This window comes from Brevibacterium sp. (assembly GCF_052105255.1).
In the GTDB taxonomy this organism is placed as follows: domain Bacteria; phylum Actinomycetota; class Actinomycetes; order Actinomycetales; family Brevibacteriaceae; genus Brevibacterium; species Brevibacterium linens_B.
The window spans coordinates 17,820-34,938 of record NZ_JBQDYQ010000002.1 but is presented as its reverse complement, the minus strand read 5'-3'; the positions used below and the strand labels follow the sequence as shown (position 1 = coordinate 34,938).

The following is a 17,119-nucleotide window of genomic DNA, read 5'->3' as shown; positions in this document are numbered from 1 at the left end:
CGAGGTTGGTAGTCTTCACAGGCCGCTCGCCTTCTTTCGACGGACAAGGGCGATGAGCACCGGAGCACCGACGAACGCGGTGACGACTCCCACTTGGAGTTCGCCGGGCTTCATCACGACTCTGCCGATGACGTCCGAGGCCAGGAGCAGAATGGGTGCCAGGACGAGTGAGTAGCCGAGGATCCAGCGCTGGTCGGGACCGACGATCCACCGCGCGATGTGCGGAATCATCAGACCGATGAATCCGATCGGCCCGGCCGCGGCCGTGGCCGCTCCGGCCAGGAGGGTCACGGCGATGATGGAGAGCACTCGGGTACGGTTGACCGAGGTGCCGAGGCTGGCGGCCAGATCATCGCCGAGGGCCACGGCGTTGAGTGAGTGGGACAGTGCCAGAGCCAGCACGGTGCCGATGCCGATGAACGGCAGAATGGCGGTGATCGTATCGAAATCACGGCCGGCGATCGCACCGACATCCCAGGATCGGAACGCATCGAAGGCGCGTTCGTTGGTCAGCAGGATCGCTTTGGTCATTCCGGTGAGGACCGCGGCGACGGCGACTCCGGCCAGAGTCAGGCGGATCGGATCGACCGTGCGGCTGCGGCCCGCGGACCCGATGACATAGACCCCGACGGTGGCGACGAGGGCACCGGCGAAGGCGAACCAGATGTATCCGGTGATCGAGGAGATCCCGAAGAACGCGACCCCGATCGTGATCGCCAGGGACGCTCCGGCATTGACGCCGAGGATGCCAGGATCGGCCAGCGGGTTGCGCGTGAGAGCTTGGATGAGTCCGCCGGCCAAGCCCAATCCCATTCCGACGAGGATGCCGAGCACGGTCCGCGGCAGGCGCAGTTCGAGGACGACGAGCTGATCGTCGCTGCCGGTGGGTGCGAAGAAGGCTCGGAGGACCTCCGAGATCGGCATGTCCCTGGCGCCGATGGCCAAGGAGGCTGCGATCACGACGATGAGCGCGATGATCGCTGCGACCAGGCCCAGCACTCGTCTGATCCGCAGGCTCCCACCGGTCGGATGACTGGTGTCGGTATGCGGTTTCGCCTCGGCGGAGGTGGCGGAACCGGTCATCGAGCTGGTCCTTTGAGTGAGGTGGCGGTCAGGTGACTAAGGGCAGGCTAACCACACTGTAACCCACTGGACCACCTCAGCCAAGCGAGAGAGGTCTCACTCGGCTGTGATCTTGCCGATCCTCTCGGACACCTGCCGCTGGATCCGCGAGAGCATTCCGCTCATTCCGCGCAGCCTCAGCGGGCTGACGATCTCCGACATCGACAGCCGCAGAGGCAGGTCGGCTGGAACCGACAGGATCGCCTCGGCGGTGGCTCCGTCGAGCCCTTCGTGCAGGATCCCGGCGAAGCCCCGCGTGGTCGGGGCCTCAGGAGGTGCGGAGAAGTGCAGGCGCACTTCCGCCCGCTCCCCCGCCTCGGGGTCGGCCACCTCAGTGACGAGGAAGATCGGTGACTGGCATTCGGGCACCGGCTCGAGCAGTTCAGGGTGGTCCGTGTACTTCTCCGGAAGGTCGGGAAGGTCCGTCGCAAACTCCAGCAGCACCTGGAGGCGGTCGTCGGCCGGGGTTTCGGCGAAGTCCGTGACGATCTCCGCCAGCGCCTCCGGCAGGTCGTCGGTCTTGGGTGTCGTCGTCTCGCTCATCAGCGTCCGGCCACCTCTCCGGGTTCGGCTCCGGTGACGATAGGCACGCCGACGACATTGCCCCATTCGGTCCAGGAGCCGTCGTAGTTGCGCACGTTCTCGTACCCGAGGAGGTGCTTGAGGACGAACCAGGTGTGGCTGGAGCGCTCGCCGATCCGGCAGTAAGCGATGACCTCGTCGCTGGCGCCCAGCCCTGCCTGTTCGGTGTAGAGCTCCTTAAGTTCGGCGGCGGACTTGAAGGTGCCGTCTTCGTTGGCCGCCTTGCCCCAGGGCATCGACTTCGCGCCGGGGATATGACCCCCGCGCAGTGCGCCCTCCTCCGGATAGGCAGGCATGTGGGTGCGTTCGCCGGTGTATTCTTCCGGGCTGCGCACATCGATGAGCGGCACATCGCCGAGGCTGTTGCGAACCTCGGGCAGGAAGGCCCGGATGACCGAGTCGTCGCGTTCGACGACAGGGTATTCGGTGGGTTCGGGGCGCGGCTTGTCCGTGGTCATCTCGCGGCCTTCGGCCTGCCATTTCGAGCGACCGCCGTCCATGAGGCGAACATCTTCGTGGCCGAACAGAGTGAAGACCCACAGCGCGTAGGCGGCCCACCAGTTGGACTTGTCGCCGTAGACGACGATGGTGTCATCGCGGGAGATGCCCTTGGAGGACATGAGTGCGGCGAATCCTTCGCCGTCGACGTAGTCACGGGTGACCGTGTCGTTGAGTTCCGTGTGCCAATCGACCTTGACCGCTCCGGGAATATGCCCCGTCTCGTAGAGCAGCACGTCTTCGTCGCTTTCGACGATGACGAGTCCGGGATCGCCTGCATGCTCAGCCACCCAATCGGTGCTGACCAGTCGGGTTCCGTCCGCGTATTCGGCGAACTTCTCTGCGGGATCGGCCGGGATCGAAGTGCTCACGCATTCCTCCTGAGAGATTGAGTCCAATTGTGCCCGCTGTGGCAACGTCGAGCGCGTTCAGCATATTCCTTTTCAGGGGCGGCTGAGGAATGCCGTCAGTGCTGAGACGAACTCCCGCGGCTTCTCCGAATGCACCCAATGCCCCGAACCCTTGACGGTGAGAAGGGTGGTGCGGGGAAACAGACGGCGCATCTGCGGAAGGTCGTCACGGTCGACGTAGTCCGATTTCTCACCGGCGACCCAGAGGACCGGATGGTCGAAGACGGCACCGCCCATGTCCGGGAAGTCCCCGATGACGTCGAGGCTCGAATGCAGCAACGCGAGGTTGGGCTGCCAGGAATACCCCGCTGAGGTGGGGCGCAGGTTCTGCAGCAGGAATCCCCTGATCGCCGCCTCGGGGATCGGGTCCCGCAGCGCCTCATCCGCGTCGGTTCGCGATTCGATCCGGTCGAGGTCGAGGGCGGCGAGGCTGGAGAGCAGACGGTCGAAGACTCCGGTGGACCCGCCGGCATTGGGACCGATGTCGACGACGACGAGGCGGTCGATGAGTTCCGGGTGGCGCAGGGCGAGCACCATGGCGACCTTGCCGCCCAGGGAATGCCCGACCAAGTGCACGGGCTGGTCGTCGGGGTCGACCGCCTCGGCGATATGGGCCGCCACGGCATCGGCGAGCTCGACATAGTCGAAGGTCTCGGTCCATTCGGACTCACCGTGGTTGGGCAGGTCGACGAGGAGACTGGAGAATTCGGGCTCGATGTCCTTCGCGATGCGGGTGAAGTTCTTGCCTCGGCCGAACAGGCCGTGGAGGAAGACGACCAGGCGCCCGGATTCGCCGATTCGAGTGCTGTTGATGGTGGTCACGATCCCAGCCTATCGCTCAGGTGAGTTTCCGCCAGTGCGACCCAACGACTCCGGTCTCGTCGGCATCGGCTGACAGCGCGGGTAGGGTGAGGTCATGCACTTCTCCGAATATGACACCCGACTTGCCGGTTATGCGGTCATCGTCAATGACGACGACGAAATCCTCCTCAGCTGGTTCAACGGCGGAAAGGACCGACTGCACGCGATCTGGACGCTGCCCGGCGGCGGAATCGAGTTCGACGAGAGCATCGAAGCCGGCACGGTCCGGGAGATCAAGGAGGAGACCGGGTTCGACGCTGAGATCGTCCGCCCTCTGACCACGCATTCCTTCACGGAAGCACGTCGCAATCCGATCTTCCGCGATTCGACGGATCGTCCCTTCAAAGGCGTACGGGTCGTCTACGAGGCGCGGATCACCGGCGGCACATTGGGCACGCTCGAGGTCGATGGGACGACGGATCGGGCGGAATGGCTGCCGATCGATTCGCTTCAGAAAGTGCGGCACGCCCGCATCATCGACATCGGGCTGGAAGCGTGGCGCGCCGCTGTGTGAGTTCCGCGCGACTGCGCAGAAAAGCACGACCTCCCGTTACTTCACCTTGTCGGCGATGAGTCGCGGGAGCTCCTCCGCGGTGTACTTGGCCGAGAGGATCGAGTTGAGTGAGAATGCCTTGCGGATGTCGTCATTATCGCTGGTCAGGACGAGGTCGTGCCCGTCCTTGACGGCAGGAATGCGTTTGTAGGCAGCATCCTCGGTGACGTCCTTGTCCTCGATGTAGATCGGGAACGTCAGGAGCAGGTCCGCGTCGAGCTGGTCGAGGTTCTCCTCGGAGATCGGTACGGAGAAGCCGTCCGCTTTCATTTCGGCGATCGTCTCGGACTGCTTGAAGCCGAGTTGCTTCATGACCTGCACGCGACCTGATTCCTCGACGTAGGCACCCCAGCCCTCGGAGGTCTTCGCTGCCACTGTCACGGACTTGTCCTTGAACTCCGGATGAGCTTCGCGCGCAACGGCGTAGGTCTTGTCGAGGTCGTCGAGCAGCTTCTTCCCGTCGTTGTCCTTGCCGAGCGCCTGGGAGACGAGTTCGACCTGCTGGTCCATCGTCGTCAGGTAGTTGTCGCCGCCTTCTGGCACTCCGACCGTGGGAGCGATCTCGGAGAGGCGGTCGTAGCGCTCTTTCTCTCCGGAGCTGTTCGTGTCGAGGATGACATCGGGCTCGAGCGCGGCGATGGCCTCATACTCGGGTTCCATCGTCGCGATGATCTCCGGCGCCTCATCATAGAGGTCCTCGGCCCACGGACCGACTCCCTTGCCGCCGAATTCGACCCAGTCGGAGGCACCGATGGGCTGGACTCCGAGCGCCAGGGTGGTCTCGGCGTCTCCCCACCCGAGAGCCACGACCTTCTGTGGGTCGGCGGGCACCTCGACGGCACCGAATTTCGTGTCAACGGTGGGCCCGGAGGCCTCCTCGGCTGAATCTGCTCCTCCGCCGCAGCCGGCGAGGACGAGAGCTGAGGCGATCACGGGGGCGAGAATACGGCGCATGGAATCCTTCTTGGGTAGTTAGGCGAGCCTAGCTTAACTCATTTTCCGGATGTCGTGATCGTCCCCGCGCGGCCGCCTCGGCGAGGGATCGATCAAGGGATCAGGAAGCCTTGATCTCGAGCCCCTCGACATCCATCTCATCGAGGGCGACCATGCGTGAGCACCGACCGGTGACGATGCGGTGGGTGAGCCACAGAAGCAGGAACGCCGGAAGCCCGGCATAGGCGCTGCCGACCTGGAGCAGCTGCCCATTGACGATCGCCTGCACGTTCTGGCCGATGATGACGACGAGGAGCATGATCAGCGCGATGATCGGGCCGATCGGGAACAGCGGCGCCCGGTACGGCAGGTCCGCGACGGCATGGCCCTGTCGCACATAGGCCCTGCGGAACCGGAAGTGGCACCAGGCGATGCCGACCCAGACGATGAAGCCGGAGAGCCCGGAGACGTTGATCAGCCAGGTGTAGGCCCCACCGTCGCCCATGATCTCGGTGAGGAATCCGAAGAGTCCGATCATGGCGGTGGCCAGAAGTGCCATGACGGGGACTCCGCGTTCGCTGAGGCGGGCGAACAGCCTCGGCGCGGTTCCCTCTTTCGCCATGGCGTAGAGCATGCGGGTGGAGGCGTAGAGGCCGGAGTTGCCAGCGGAGAGGATGGCGGTGAGGATGACGGCATTCATCATTCCGGCGGCCACGGCGATGCCGGCGCGTTCGAAGACGAGGGTGAACGGTGAGGCCGTGATGTCCTCATTGTTCGCCGAGGCCAGCAGGGAGGGGTCGGTATAGGGCAGGAGGAAGCCGATGACGGCGATGGCGCCGATGTAGAAGAGCATGATGCGCCAGAACACGGTGCGGATGGCGCGCGGCATGTCCTTGCGCGGGTTCTCCGACTCCCCCGCGGTGACGCCGACGAGTTCGGTGCCCTGGAAGGAGAACCCGGCGATCATGAAGACGCTGATGACCGACACCCATCCGCCGACGAACGGAGCCTCTCCCGTCGTCCAGTTGCTCACCCCGGGTGCGGTTCCGCCGAGGATGCCGGCGATCATGAGCACACCGAGGACGAGGAAGGCGAGCACGGCGGTGACCTTGATGGCCGCGAACCAGAATTCGCCTTCGCCGAAGGCCTTTGCGGACAGGAAGTTCAGTCCGGCCAGCAGGATGAGGAAGACCGCCGCCCAGATCCATGACGGCACGTCGGGGAACCAGAAGGACATGATGACGCCGGCGGCGACGAGTTCGGCGGCCAGGGTGATCGCCCAGTTGAACCAGTAGTTCCAGCCCATGGCGAAGCCGAATGAGGGACTGACGTATTTGGTGCCGTAGGTGTGGAACGATCCGGCCACCGGCAGATGGGTTGACATCTCACCGAGGGACTGCATGACGAAGAGGACCATGATGCCGATCGCGGCGTAGGCCAGCAGGGCGCCGCCGGGGCCGGCCTGTGAGATCGTGCCGCCGGAGCCGAGGAAGAGTCCGGTGCCGATTGCGCCGCCGATGGCGATCATCTGCAGGTGGCGAGACTTCAGTCCCCGTCGGAGTCGGCGTTCGTCGTTCGCCGAGGCGGCTGGCATTCCCATGGTCATCCTCGTTCGTGGTTCGGCAGGTCCGCGCACGAGGACCCTGGCCATTCCTACCACAATCGGGGTCGGCCCCGGCCGCCGCAGGCGCCGGGTGGGAGGAGGGTCACATCCGCCGAGGCGGGGATTCGAGCAGCTGCAGTATCGGCTTGAGCGCCGACCGGATGCTGATGACGCGAAACGCCTGGTCGCGGACGAACGCGAAGAGCCGGGACCGGCCGAACATCAGCCGGGCCAGGGACCGCGAGTTGTCGTGAGCAGCCTCGACACGTGGCCGCTGGCGGGCTTCGAAGCGTTCGAGTGCGGCGGCTGCGCTCGTCCCAACCGCTGAGGCGGAGAGTTCGTCGGCGAGCACCCCGGCCGATTCCATCGCCATACCGGCGCCGATTCCGGCAGTCGGAAGGAACCCTGCGGCCGCATCGCCGAGCAGAACGGTGCGACCATGGCTCCACTTCAATGCCCGGGAATCCCGCAGCGGCCAGAAGAACGGCGCTTCGGCCTCCTCGACCGCGGTGAGGCAGGCGTCGATCCGCGGAGTCAGCACCGACAGCCGCCTGCGAACCTCGGCTGCGAGTCGCCGGGGGCCGAGCGGCTGCCGGGTGTCGGGACAACCGAGGAAGACTCCGACGGCTCCCTTGACCGGGTACATGCCGAGGAAGAATCCATCGCCCCAGATCTCATCGACGGCGCTCTGATCACCATCGGCCTCGGCCCAGCAGACCCATCCGCCCCAGGTCGTGTCCACTGACGACTCCGGGGAGGTCTCGCCGGAGACGGCAGCGGCAGTGCTGCCTGATTCGCTCGTGGCGGTTGCGGCAGGCCCACCGGTCAGGAGTCTGCGGGTGCGGGAGTTCATGCCGTCGGCGATGACGACGGCATCGAATGCGAGTGCTGCCTCCTGACCCAGGTTCCGCTGCCGTCGCCCACGGTGCTGTTCGGATCGGCTGTCCTGGACCAGATTCACAGTGGCACCGTCGTCGGACAGTCCGGTCACTGTGGTGCCGAAGGCGATCGGGCAGTCGTCGTCGGTGAGCACGTCGAGCAATGCGGAGCGGGAGATTCCGCGATAGTCGCCGAAGTCGGCCAGCAGATCACCGAGGTGGTCCTGTCGGAGGACTTTTCCGTTGTGCGCATGGGCGATATAGCGATCGATGCCGACGCTGGCCCCGAGGTAAGCCTCCCGGCACTCGAGTTCGTCGATGATGGGATCGACCATGGGCATGAGTGCGAGCATGTATCCGGCCCGGTTGTCACCGATCATCCGACGGGAATCCGGCGACCGGTCGATGAGGACCGGGTGCATCCCGCGGGCCCGCAGGAGCTGAGCCAGGGTGATGCCGGCGATTCCGGCTCCGACGATGAGAATACGCGGCTCTTCCGGGCTCACGTGCTTCAGCTGGTCGTCGACCATTGCCGCGATGATCATGCGTGGTCTCCTTCGTCGGGCCGTTCCAGTGTGCCGACCCAAGTGGACCGGCTGGTCCACACACGGTATCACCGAGTGGACCGCATGGTCCACAATCGTGTCGAGCATTGCTACACTGACGGCGTGTCCGAGACTGCGTTGGCGCGTATGCGCCCCGAGAAGCGCGCCGCGCTCATCGATGCCGCCGCGCGAGAATTCGCTTCGCGGACGTTCGAGGAGGCGTCGCTCAATCGCATCATCTCCACCTGCGGGATGAGCAAGAGCTCCTTCTACCATGTCGTCGACTCGAAGGACGACCTCTTCGCCCTCGTCGTCACCGATCTCGCTGCGGCTGCCCGCGGGTTCTGGACTCCGCCTGCTCCGGACAGCTTTTCGGACGGGTTCTGGGACCGTGCGCGCTCGGTCTGGGACGACATTGCGCGAACATGGCCCGGCAGCCCTGAGCTCACGCTCCTGTGGCACATCGTCTATGCGAATACGGACAGTCCGGCTGTGCGACGCCTTGCCGACCGCGTCGAAGAATGGGTGCGCGCCGTGCTCATCGCCGGACGTGAAGCCGCAACGATCGATGTCGAGTGTCCGCTCGAGCTCCAGACTCTGGCGGTGTTCTCACTGCTGCGGACGTTCGACGAATGGGCTCTGCACCTGACGGAAAGCGATAGCCCAACCGTCGGCCCTGAGGAGATCTCAGTCCATCAGTTCAGGCTGCTCACGCGTCTGCTGAGTGCCTGAGACGGGCTCACACAGAGTCGACGACCGGCAGCTCCCGGTCCGAGACCGGTGACTGAGGCAGGCCGCGGACGAGGTCGGGGCCCAGATCGGAGATGCTCCGGGCGCCCATGAGCCCCATGGCGGTGAGGATCTCCTGCTGGATGAGGGCGATCGCCCTCTCGACGCCTCGTTGGCCGCCGGCCATGAGCCCGTACAGGTACGCCCGGCCGATGAGTACGAAGTCGGCTCCGGCGCACAGCGCGGCGACGACATCGGTGCCGGACATGATGCCGGAGTCGAAGATGAGCTCCATCTCCGGTCCGACCTCCGCACGGACTTCGGCCAGGGAGGTCAGCGAATCGGGGGCCCGATCGAGCTGGCGGCCGCCGTGGTTGGAGACGACGAGTCCATCGGCTCCGACGGATCGGGCGCGCCGGGCATCCTCGGCGGTGAGGATCCCCTTGACGAACAGGCGTCCGTTCCATTGGTCGCGGATCCACCGCAGGTCATCGAGGTCGAGGGTCGGGTCGAACATCGTCTTCGTCATCTCCGCCAGGGACTGGGAGGTGTTCGACAGCGACGCGTATTTCGGCGGTTCGGTGGTGAGGAAGTTGAACCACCAGCCGGGACGATAGGAGGCGTCGAGGATCGTTCCCAGTGTCAGACGGGGCGGGATCGTCAGCCCGTTGCGGTGATCGCGCAGACGCTGACCGGTGATCGGGGTGTCGACGGTGACCAGCAGGGTCTCGTATCCGCTGGCGGCGGCCCGCTGGATCAGGTCGAGGCTGCGCTGCCGGTCCTTCCACAGGTAGAGCTGGAACCACCGGGTGGAATCCGGTGCCGCCTGCGCGACGTCTTCGACCGAGGTCGTGCCCATCGTCGACAGCGAGAACGGAATTCCGGCCTTCGCCGCCGCTCGGACTCCGGCGACCTCGCCTGCGGAGTGCATCATACGCGTGTAGCCGGTCGGGGCGATGCCGAAGGGCAGCCGGGCTCGGGCGCCGGCGATCGTCGTCGACGTATCCGGCGCATCGACGCCGTGGAGGATGCGGGGAAGGAGCTCGACGGTGCCGAGCGCCTCACGGTTCTTCGCCAGGGTCCGCTCATCCAGAGCCGCACCGTCGACATAGTCGAACGGTGCGGTCGGTGTCACGCGCTTGGCGATGCGGCGAAGGTCCCAGATGTCCGCGGCCGACTCCAATCTGGCTGCAACCCGGTCGAGTCGGGGCAGGTCGAACTGCAGCAAGGGGGCGAGTTCTCTCAGATCGGGCAGTCGGCGCTTCATTTCTCTCCTCGTTCTCGGTTGAGGTAGGCGAGCACTGCCGCGACACGTCGGCTCATGGTCTCCCCTGCCTGGAGGCCGAGTTTATCGAAGATGGAGCTGATCGCCTTTTCGACGGAGCTGACCGAGACGAAGAGCCGTTCGCCGCCTCAGTCGCAGCGGAGGCGAACGCAGCCGACGCGCCGGACGCGGCGGATGCCGATCCGACGAACTCCGAGCCCGAGATGTCATGATGGAGGGGATGTCTCAAACACATGTGTGGTACGTCAGCTACGGATCGAACATGGCTCGCGATCGGCTCGCCTGCTATCTGCAGGGCGGGCGACCGCCCGGCGCTAAGGTGACCTACCCGGGCGCCAGAGACGGCACACTTCCCCGCGCCGAAGCCGGGATCGAACTGCCCGGAACGATCTACTTCGCCGGCGAATCGACGGTGTGGGGCGGCGGCATGGCCTTCTATGATCATTCCGCCCCCGGACCGACCCCGGCCAAGGCCTACCTCATCACGGCCGAACAGTTCGCCGATGTGGCCGCCCAGGAGATGAACCGTCCGCCCGAGCCCGACAGTCCGCTCGAACGCCTCGTCTTCGACCTGCCGGCAGGCAGCTCCCATTCTCTGGGTCCGGGCGGCTACGAAACGCTGCTCGCCCTCGATGATGCCGACGACGTCCCCATGGTCACATTCACCGCCGCCCACAGTTCGACCGACATCGAACACACTCAGCCGCAGGAGCCGTATCTGGCGATGCTGCGCACGGGCACGGCCGAGGTCAGAGCCGCTTCTGGGCTTCCCCGGCCCGCAGCTGCACAAGCGTGAGGTCGAGCAGCGGAGTCGCGACTCCTAACTCCTCTGCCTTGGCCGACAGATCGCCGAGGATGTGCTCCGTTTCGCTCGGCAGCCCTGCCGTCACATCCCGGTAGAGGGATGAGGTGAAGGCCGAACCGTCCGCGGTGAGCATCTGCAGCGTCATGTCGTGGGAGGCCTCCGACACCGGGTGTCCGGCCGCGGTCGCCACGGCTTCGAGTTCGTCGATGATGGCATGCACGTGCGATCTGCCGCCGGCCGCCATGATCGCCCCGACGGGAGCGCGGAACAGGCATGTGACGACTCCCGCCGCGGCGATGAAGGTCCACTTCTCCCACAGCCCGTCGATAATTCCGTCGACGATCTGGAGCTTGAATCCGGGGACGTCGAGAGCCGCGGAGATTCGCGTGGGTACGGCCGCGGCGTGAAGGTCGCCGATGGTCATCACCGCAAGGTCGGTGAGCTGGACGACGGCTCCGTCCCTGATGGTGCCGACGATCTTGACGAACCCTCCGAGCACCTGCCCGGGGTACCTGTACTGCAGCTTCTCTATCTGGGCCATACCGTTGAGGAACGGGATGATCGTCGTCTGCTCGCCCACAGCCGGTCCGATATCGGCGATGACCGAGTCGAGGCCGCCTGCTTTGACCGCGACGATGACGAGGTCGAAGGTCTGTGGTGCGGCTGCGAGCTCCTCAGCGGTGATGACATCGACCTGATTCGTCCGATCATCACCGGGCGCAGTGAAGCGCAGTCCCTCCGTGCGGACCCTCGCGGCCCGTGCCTGCCGGAGCAGGAATGTGACATCGCGTCCGGCTTCCTGCAGATAGGTGCCGAACGCCCCACCGGTGGCCCCTGCCCCGGCGATGAGGATCGACAGGTCGGCACCTGCACCGGTTGTGTCGGATGCGCTGTCAGCTGCTGGGGTCATTCCAACTCCTCTTTGAGCTCCCGTGCGGCCGCAGCGGGGTCGTCTGCCGAGGTTATCGCACGGACGACGACGGCACGGTTCGCGCCCGCCTGCCGGATCGCGTCCAGCCTCTCCCCTGCCGCGATGCCGCCGATCGCGAACCACGGTTTGCTCGCCTCGGCGGCGGCGGCGGTCAGCAGTGCCGTCCCCACAGCGGCACGGCCGGGTTTCGTCGGGGTCTCCCAGACCGGTCCGACACAGAAATAGTCGGTCTCCGGGTCCGCCTCGGCGGCGAGCGCCTGCTCGAGGGAATGAGTGGAGCGTCCGAGGATGACGTCGGGCCCGAGCACGGCCCGGGCCTGACTGCTGGTGAGATCTCCCTGACCGACGTGGAAGACATCTGCGTCGGTCAGCAGCGCGACATCGGCGCGGTCGTTGACGGAGAAGAGTTTGCCGTGGCGTGCGGCGACATCCCTGAGGACTTCCAATGCTGCGATCTCGGCGCGGGCCTCGAGGCTCTTGTCCCTCAGCTGGATGATGTCGACTCCCCCACGGTAGGCGGCGTCGAGGAACTCGGCGAGGTCGCCTTGAGCGGTCCGGGCATCGGTGCACAGGTAGAGCGACGCTTCGGCCAAACGGGCCTGCCTCCAGGCTCTCTTCGTCTGCCGCGCTGCGGTGCGCGGTGGCATCTGTGTGGTCATGGTCATAGAGTAGAGGAGTTCGCGGGAGCCTCCCAACGAGGCTGAGAGGGCGTAAGGCCGACCGTCAGACCTGATGCGGATCATGCCGCCGGAGGGAGAAGCTGTGAGAGTCATCGTCGTCGGCGCCGGGATCATCGGCCTGTCCACGGCCTGGTATCTGCGCCGTCTCGGTGCCGAAGTCACCATCATCGATCCTGCCCCCGCCCAGGGGGCGAGCCATGCCGCCGCGGGGATGATCGCTCCCGCCGCCGAGGTGGTCTGGGGACAGACTCCCCTGTATCCGCTGATGCGGACCTCGGCTCAGATGTTTCCGGAATTCGCCGCCGAGGTGGCGAGCGCCGCCGGCACCGATCTCGGTTTCACAGATGCCGGGACCTTGGTGTGTGCGGGTGACCGGGCTGATCTGCAGGCTCTGCGGGAACTGCGCGAAGCACAATCGCGATCGGGTTTCGCCACCGAGCTCATCACCGGCAGTGCTGCCCGCCATATCGAACCGTCGCTGTCGCCTGCCGTGGCCGGGGCTGTGAACATTCCCGGTGATCACTCGATCGATCCGCGTCGTGTATCGGCGGGACTGCTGTCTGCGCTTGCGGCTGGTTCAGAGTCGCTGCTCATCCGGCAGCGAGTGGCCGAGCTGCTGGGGGATGGTGCGGCGACAACCGGCGTCACACTGGGAGACGGACGCCGGTTGGAAGCCGATCAGGTGGTCGTCTGCGCCGGCAGCGCCACCACCGAGATCGCCGGTGCCCCGCCGCTGCCGATCCGGGAAGTCTGGGGTGATGTGCTGCGCTTGCGTGCCCCCGCCGAGGCGACTCCCCTGCTGAATCGGACCATCCGCGGGTTGGTCAACGGTCGCCCCGTCTACCTGGTCCCACGCCCCGACGGTGAGATCGTGCTCGGTGCCAGTTCCCGTGAGGACGGGCTCTCCGGCACCCCTGCCGGGGCGATCCACCGGCTGCTCTCTGACGGGCAGCGATTGGTCCCGGGCATCCTCGACGCGGAGATCACCGACATCACCACCCGAGCCCGGCCCGGCTCGCCCGACGACCTGCCGATGATCGGGCGCATCGATCCCGGCTGCGTCGTGAGCACCGGCTACTTCCGCCATGGCATCCTCTTGGCCCCGTTCGGCGGCCGGCTCGGCGCCGAGCTCGCCCTGGGTGCTGCCTCCGACTGGCCTCCTGACGGGACGCTCGAGTCCGTGTCCCCACTCCGCTTCACCACAGACCACACCACCGCCTACCCGATGAGGAGCAACTCATGACCGATCGCGACCACCCACCGACCATCGTCCTCAACGGCGACAATCATGAGCTGCCGGGTGCCACCTCGGCGCTCGACCTCATCGCCGAGGTCACCGGACGGGAGCTGAATCCCGATGGGACACCGGCCGACGGCGGACGCTTAGGGCTGGCCCTGGCCGTCGACGGCGAGGTCATCCGTCGCGGTGCCTGGTCCGGGTTCGCCCTGGCCGACGGGCACACCGTCGACATCGTCACCGCAGTGCAGGGAGGCTGAGATGAGCTGGATGGTCGATGACGTGGAGATGTCGTCTCGCCTCGTGATGGGCACGGGTGGGGCGAGTTCCCTGAGCATCCTCGAAGACGCCCTCGTGGCCTCGGGAACCGAGCTGACCACGGTGGCGATGCGCCGCTTCGACGCCGAGTCCCGGGACTCGGTGTTCACCATGCTGCAGCGTCTGGGAATCCGGGTGCTGCCGAACACCGCCGGCTGCTATACGGCCCGTGATGCCGTGCTCACCGCCCGACTGGCCAGGGAGGCCCTGGAGACGAACTGGGTGAAGCTCGAGGTCATCGCCGATGAGGACACCCTGCTCCCGGACCCCGTCGAGCTCTTCACCGCCGCCGAGGAGCTCGTCCTCGACGGGTTCACGGTCTTCGCCTATACGAACGATGATCCGGCTCTGGCGAAACGTCTGGAGGATGCCGGGGTGGCCGTGGTGATGCCGGCAGGTGCTCCGATCGGCAGTGGGCTGGGCATCCTCAACCCTCACAACATCGAGACCATCGTCTCCCGCGCGCAGGTGCCCGTCATCCTCGACGCCGGTGTCGGAACCGCTTCGGACGCCGCCTTGGCGATGGAGCTCGGGTGCACCGCGGTTCTCCTGGCTTCTGCCGTCACTCGCGCTCACGACGCCCACGCCATGGCCCGGGCGATGGCTTTGGCCGTCGACGCCGGACATCTGGCGGCCGGAGCCGGGAGGATCCCCAAACGACCGTTGGCAGTGGCATCATCGCCGTTCGACGGAATGGTCGCAGCACAATGACCACCGCTGCCGCCACTCCTCCGTCGCTGCCGCCTCTCGTCGACCCCGTGGAATCTCTGTCCCGGACGGAGCTGGAACGCTACTCCAGGCACCTGAGCCTGCCGGGATTCGGACTTCAGGGACAACGGCGTCTGCGGGCCGCCTCGGTGCTGGTCATCGGCGCTGGCGGACTCGGTTCACCGGTGCTCAGCTATCTCGCGGCCGCCGGGGTCGGACAACTGACCATCATCGATGACGATGTGGTCGAGTCGTCGAACCTGCAGCGCCAGATCATCCACCGGGATGACGATGTGGGCCGACCGAAGGTCACCTCTGCCGCCGATGCCGTGCACCGGCTCGATCCGAACCTCGAGGTGCGCACGATCGAGGGACGGCTGAGCCCGGAGAATGCGCTCGGTCTCTTCGGTGAACACGATGTCGTCATCGACGGGGCGGACAACTTCGCCACCCGGTATCTGTCCAATGATGCCTCCGAACTCACCGGCACCCCGCTGGTGTGGGGCACGATCTTCCGCTTCGCCGGTCAGGTGAGCACGTTCGTTCCCGGTCACGGGCCGATGTTGCGCGACCTGTTCCCGGATATCCCGGCACCCGATTCGGTGCTCAACTGCGCCGAGGGCGGGGTCCTCGGCGTACTGTGCGGAACCGTGGGCTCGGCGATGGCGACCGAGGCGATCAAACTCATCTGCGGCATCGGTGCCCCTTTCATCGGTCGGCTGCTGCGTTATGAGGCGTTGTCCGGGGAGTACTCGACCCTGCGGTTCTCCCCCGATCCCGACCGTCCCCCGGTCACTGATCTCACCGAGGTGGCTGCCGCCTGTGCTGCGGACCTTGACGGCGGCGGCATGGCAGAGCCTGCGGCGGATGAGATCGACGTCGCCGAATTCCTGTCCGTCGAAGACGATGTGCTTGTCGTCGATGTGCGGGAGGACTGGGAACGTGAACTGGCGGTCATCCCCGGCTCGGTGCACCTGCCCCTCGGCGGCCTCCGAGACGGCGGGTGGCAGGCCCTGGAGTCGGCGCTCGGTGACTCCGGTCGAGCAGGGTCACCGGTCAATATCGTCATCCACTGCAAGTCCGGGGCCCGGTCGGCCGAAGCCGCCCAGATTCTGTCCGGTTCGGTGCCGGCCGGAGTCCGTCTGCGCTCCCTTGCCGGCGGCATCGATGCGTGGGAGGACGTCACTCGGGCCTCGGCAGAACAGAGGGACCAGCAACCGGCAGCTTCAGCGGCTCAGCGACCGCTTAGCTCAGGAGCCGGATTGGTCGGCCAGTCGTGATCGCAGTCCCCGTTCGCCGGCTCTCATCACTGCTCCGTGCATGAGTCCGGACAGCGGTCGCATCGCTCTGATGATCGTTGTGCCCGTCGTCACACACCACAGAGAATCGATTGTCGTCACGCCCGCCGAGGCGGTCAGAGTCCATCGGCCTTCGCCACGCAGATCACCATTCGCCCGGAAGCGGATGTGATGGGGCGCGTCGACCTCGTCGACTTCGATGGAGAAGCGCAGGGACCACCCGATCGGGGCGTGGACCAGAAGGCGGGCTCGGCTGCCTGGGGTCACCGGCAGATCGGCGGCGTCAACGTCAGCCTGTGCTGCTCCGACCTTTTCGGCTGCTGTCAGTCCCGGCCACCACCCCGGCCACTGGTCGACCCGTTCGAGAACAGCCCACACCGATTCGATTCCGGCGTCGACGATCCACCTGTCCTCGAAATGGAAGGGTGCGGACTCTCCGGGTCGTGGGGTCACATGATCGTGGCTCATGGTGCGACGGTAGTGTGAAAGGTGTGAGTGAGCACAACTTCGTCAGCAATCGTCGGCCATCGCCTCTGGGCGGTCGCAAACCGACCAAGAATGACCTTGCGGATTTCGCGACGGATGATCCGAACGCGATCGACGATATTCTGCCGAGCGATTCCTCAGGGCTGAAGCTGCTCATCGTCGGCATCAACCCGGGGCTGTGGACGGCTGCGGTGAATGCGCCGTTCGCGCGTCCCGGCAATCGGTTCTGGCCGTCTCTGCATCAGGCGGGCCTGACCGACCACCAGGTCGATGCCTCTCATGGGCTCGAGCCTGCGGATGAACAGCAGCTGCTTCGTCGCGGCATCGGCCTGACCAACCTCATCGGGCGAGCCACTGTCCGGGCCGACGAACTCTCTCGGCAGGAGCTGCGTGAGGGGGCGGCCCACCTCATCGGTCGTCTTTCCGATGTCCGCCCCCGTGCCGTGGCGATCGCCGGGATCACCGCGTTCAGGACTGGTTTCGCACAGCCGAAGGCTCAGCTCGGTCAGCAGGATACGACGCTGATCGAAGGGTGGCCCGATGAGGTGGCTCTGCATGTGGTGCCGCAGCCCAGCGGGCTCAACGCCCACTACCAGGTCGCCGACCTCGCCCGGATATGGCGCGAGGTGTGGGAGAGCATCGACGACTGACACGGAG

The 17,119-nt window shown here is 66.0% G+C and carries 19 protein-coding genes and 1 riboswitch; of the genes, 8 read left to right on the top strand and 11 right to left on the bottom strand.

All coding sequences use genetic code 11. The features are described from left to right. Window positions 1-15 precede the first annotated feature (15 nt). The 4 genes from ACTIIH_RS00925 to ACTIIH_RS00910 form a co-directional block, all read right to left on the bottom strand. A complete protein-coding gene (locus tag ACTIIH_RS00925; protein WP_441450079.1) occupies window positions 16-1,083 on the bottom strand; it encodes an iron chelate uptake ABC transporter family permease subunit in 1,068 nt (355 codons plus the stop codon). 96 nt (window positions 1,084-1,179) lie between these two features. Further along, window positions 1,180-1,665: a SufE family protein gene (locus ACTIIH_RS00920; RefSeq protein ID WP_441450078.1), complete on the bottom strand. Its 486-nt coding sequence runs from the start codon at window positions 1,663-1,665 to the stop codon at window positions 1,180-1,182. Next, window positions 1,665-2,573, bottom strand: a complete 909-nt coding sequence (locus tag ACTIIH_RS00915; protein ID WP_441450077.1) for a sulfurtransferase — start codon at window positions 2,571-2,573, stop codon at window positions 1,665-1,667. The genes ACTIIH_RS00920 and ACTIIH_RS00915 overlap by 1 nt, the downstream gene beginning before the upstream one ends. A gap of 72 nt (window positions 2,574-2,645) precedes the next feature. Beyond that, a complete protein-coding gene (locus ACTIIH_RS00910) occupies window positions 2,646-3,434 on the bottom strand; it encodes an alpha/beta fold hydrolase (RefSeq protein WP_441450076.1) in 789 nt (262 codons plus the stop codon). A gap of 94 nt (window positions 3,435-3,528) precedes the next feature. Between ACTIIH_RS00910 and ACTIIH_RS00905 the strand changes: the two genes are divergently transcribed. After that, window positions 3,529-3,987, top strand: a complete 459-nt coding sequence (locus tag ACTIIH_RS00905) for an NUDIX hydrolase (RefSeq protein ID WP_441450075.1) — start codon at window positions 3,529-3,531, stop codon at window positions 3,985-3,987. 36 nt (window positions 3,988-4,023) lie between these two features. On the opposite strand, the gene ACTIIH_RS00900 is transcribed toward ACTIIH_RS00905, so the two are convergent. The 3 genes from ACTIIH_RS00900 to ACTIIH_RS00890 form a co-directional block, all read right to left on the bottom strand. Then, a complete protein-coding gene (locus tag ACTIIH_RS00900) occupies window positions 4,024-4,980 on the bottom strand; it encodes an ABC transporter substrate-binding protein (RefSeq protein WP_441450074.1) in 957 nt (318 codons plus the stop codon). 100 nt (window positions 4,981-5,080) lie between these two features. Beyond that, complete coding sequence (locus ACTIIH_RS00895; protein ID WP_441450073.1) at window positions 5,081-6,559, bottom strand: amino acid permease; 1,479 nt, start codon at window positions 6,557-6,559, stop codon at window positions 5,081-5,083. 106 nt (window positions 6,560-6,665) lie between these two features. Then, window positions 6,666-7,985: an FAD-dependent oxidoreductase gene (locus tag ACTIIH_RS00890; RefSeq protein WP_441450072.1), complete on the bottom strand. Its 1,320-nt coding sequence runs from the start codon at window positions 7,983-7,985 to the stop codon at window positions 6,666-6,668. A gap of 123 nt (window positions 7,986-8,108) precedes the next feature. Between ACTIIH_RS00890 and ACTIIH_RS00885 the strand changes: the two genes are divergently transcribed. After that, window positions 8,109-8,717 (top strand): TetR/AcrR family transcriptional regulator, encoded by a 609-nt coding sequence (locus ACTIIH_RS00885; RefSeq protein WP_441450071.1) that lies wholly within the window; start codon window positions 8,109-8,111, stop codon window positions 8,715-8,717. A gap of 7 nt (window positions 8,718-8,724) precedes the next feature. Here the strand turns inward: ACTIIH_RS00885 and ACTIIH_RS00880 are convergent, their stop codons facing one another. After that, window positions 8,725-9,981 carry an alpha-hydroxy acid oxidase gene (locus tag ACTIIH_RS00880; RefSeq protein ID WP_101553846.1) on the bottom strand — a complete coding sequence of 419 codons (1,257 nt, stop codon included), beginning with the start codon at window positions 9,979-9,981 and terminating at the stop codon, window positions 8,725-8,727. Window positions 9,982-10,219: 238 nt separating this feature from the next. On the opposite strand from ACTIIH_RS00880, the gene ACTIIH_RS00875 reads away from it, so the two are divergent. Next, a complete protein-coding gene (locus tag ACTIIH_RS00875; protein ID WP_101553845.1) occupies window positions 10,220-10,795 on the top strand; it encodes a histone deacetylase in 576 nt (191 codons plus the stop codon). Here the strand turns inward: ACTIIH_RS00875 and ACTIIH_RS00870 are convergent. Continuing rightward, entirely contained in the window at window positions 10,749-11,714 is a 966-nt protein-coding gene (locus tag ACTIIH_RS00870) for a ketopantoate reductase family protein (protein WP_441450070.1), read from the bottom strand. The two genes, ACTIIH_RS00875 and ACTIIH_RS00870, sit on opposite strands and share 47 nt — an antisense overlap. Next, window positions 11,711-12,394 carry a thiamine phosphate synthase gene (gene thiE, locus ACTIIH_RS00865; protein ID WP_441450069.1) on the bottom strand — a complete coding sequence of 228 codons (684 nt, stop codon included), beginning with the start codon at window positions 12,392-12,394 and terminating at the stop codon, window positions 11,711-11,713. The genes ACTIIH_RS00870 and thiE overlap by 4 nt, the downstream gene beginning before the upstream one ends. 11 nt (window positions 12,395-12,405) lie before the next feature. After that, window positions 12,406-12,508: riboswitch (TPP riboswitch) on the top strand. Between thiE and thiO the strand changes: the two genes are divergently transcribed. From thiO to moeB, 4 genes are all read left to right on the top strand, one after another. Further along, entirely contained in the window at window positions 12,498-13,658 is a 1,161-nt protein-coding gene (gene thiO / locus ACTIIH_RS00860) for a glycine oxidase ThiO (RefSeq protein ID WP_441450068.1), read from the top strand. Its footprint overlaps the riboswitch before it by 11 nt. After that, entirely contained in the window at window positions 13,655-13,912 is a 258-nt protein-coding gene (gene thiS, locus ACTIIH_RS00855) for a sulfur carrier protein ThiS (protein WP_441450067.1), read from the top strand. The genes thiO and thiS overlap by 4 nt, the downstream gene beginning before the upstream one ends. Window position 13,913: 1 nt before the next feature. Then, the gene (locus ACTIIH_RS00850) at window positions 13,914-14,681 is read left to right on the top strand and encodes a thiazole synthase (RefSeq protein WP_441450066.1); all 768 of its coding nucleotides are present in this window, start codon (window positions 13,914-13,916) and stop codon (window positions 14,679-14,681) included. Then, entirely contained in the window at window positions 14,678-15,958 is a 1,281-nt protein-coding gene (gene moeB, locus ACTIIH_RS00845) for a molybdopterin-synthase adenylyltransferase MoeB (RefSeq protein WP_441450065.1), read from the top strand. Before ACTIIH_RS00850 ends, moeB begins: the two co-directional genes overlap by 4 nt. Here the strand turns inward: moeB and ACTIIH_RS00840 are convergent. Next, the gene (locus tag ACTIIH_RS00840) at window positions 15,929-16,444 is read right to left on the bottom strand and encodes an SRPBCC family protein (RefSeq protein ID WP_441450064.1); all 516 of its coding nucleotides are present in this window, start codon (window positions 16,442-16,444) and stop codon (window positions 15,929-15,931) included. The genes moeB and ACTIIH_RS00840 overlap by 30 nt on opposite strands. A 23-nt stretch (window positions 16,445-16,467) precedes the next feature. Between ACTIIH_RS00840 and ACTIIH_RS00835 the strand changes: the two genes are divergently transcribed. Beyond that, window positions 16,468-17,112, top strand: a complete 645-nt coding sequence (locus ACTIIH_RS00835; protein WP_441450063.1) for a mismatch-specific DNA-glycosylase — start codon at window positions 16,468-16,470, stop codon at window positions 17,110-17,112. Window positions 17,113-17,119: the final 7 nt, after the last annotated feature.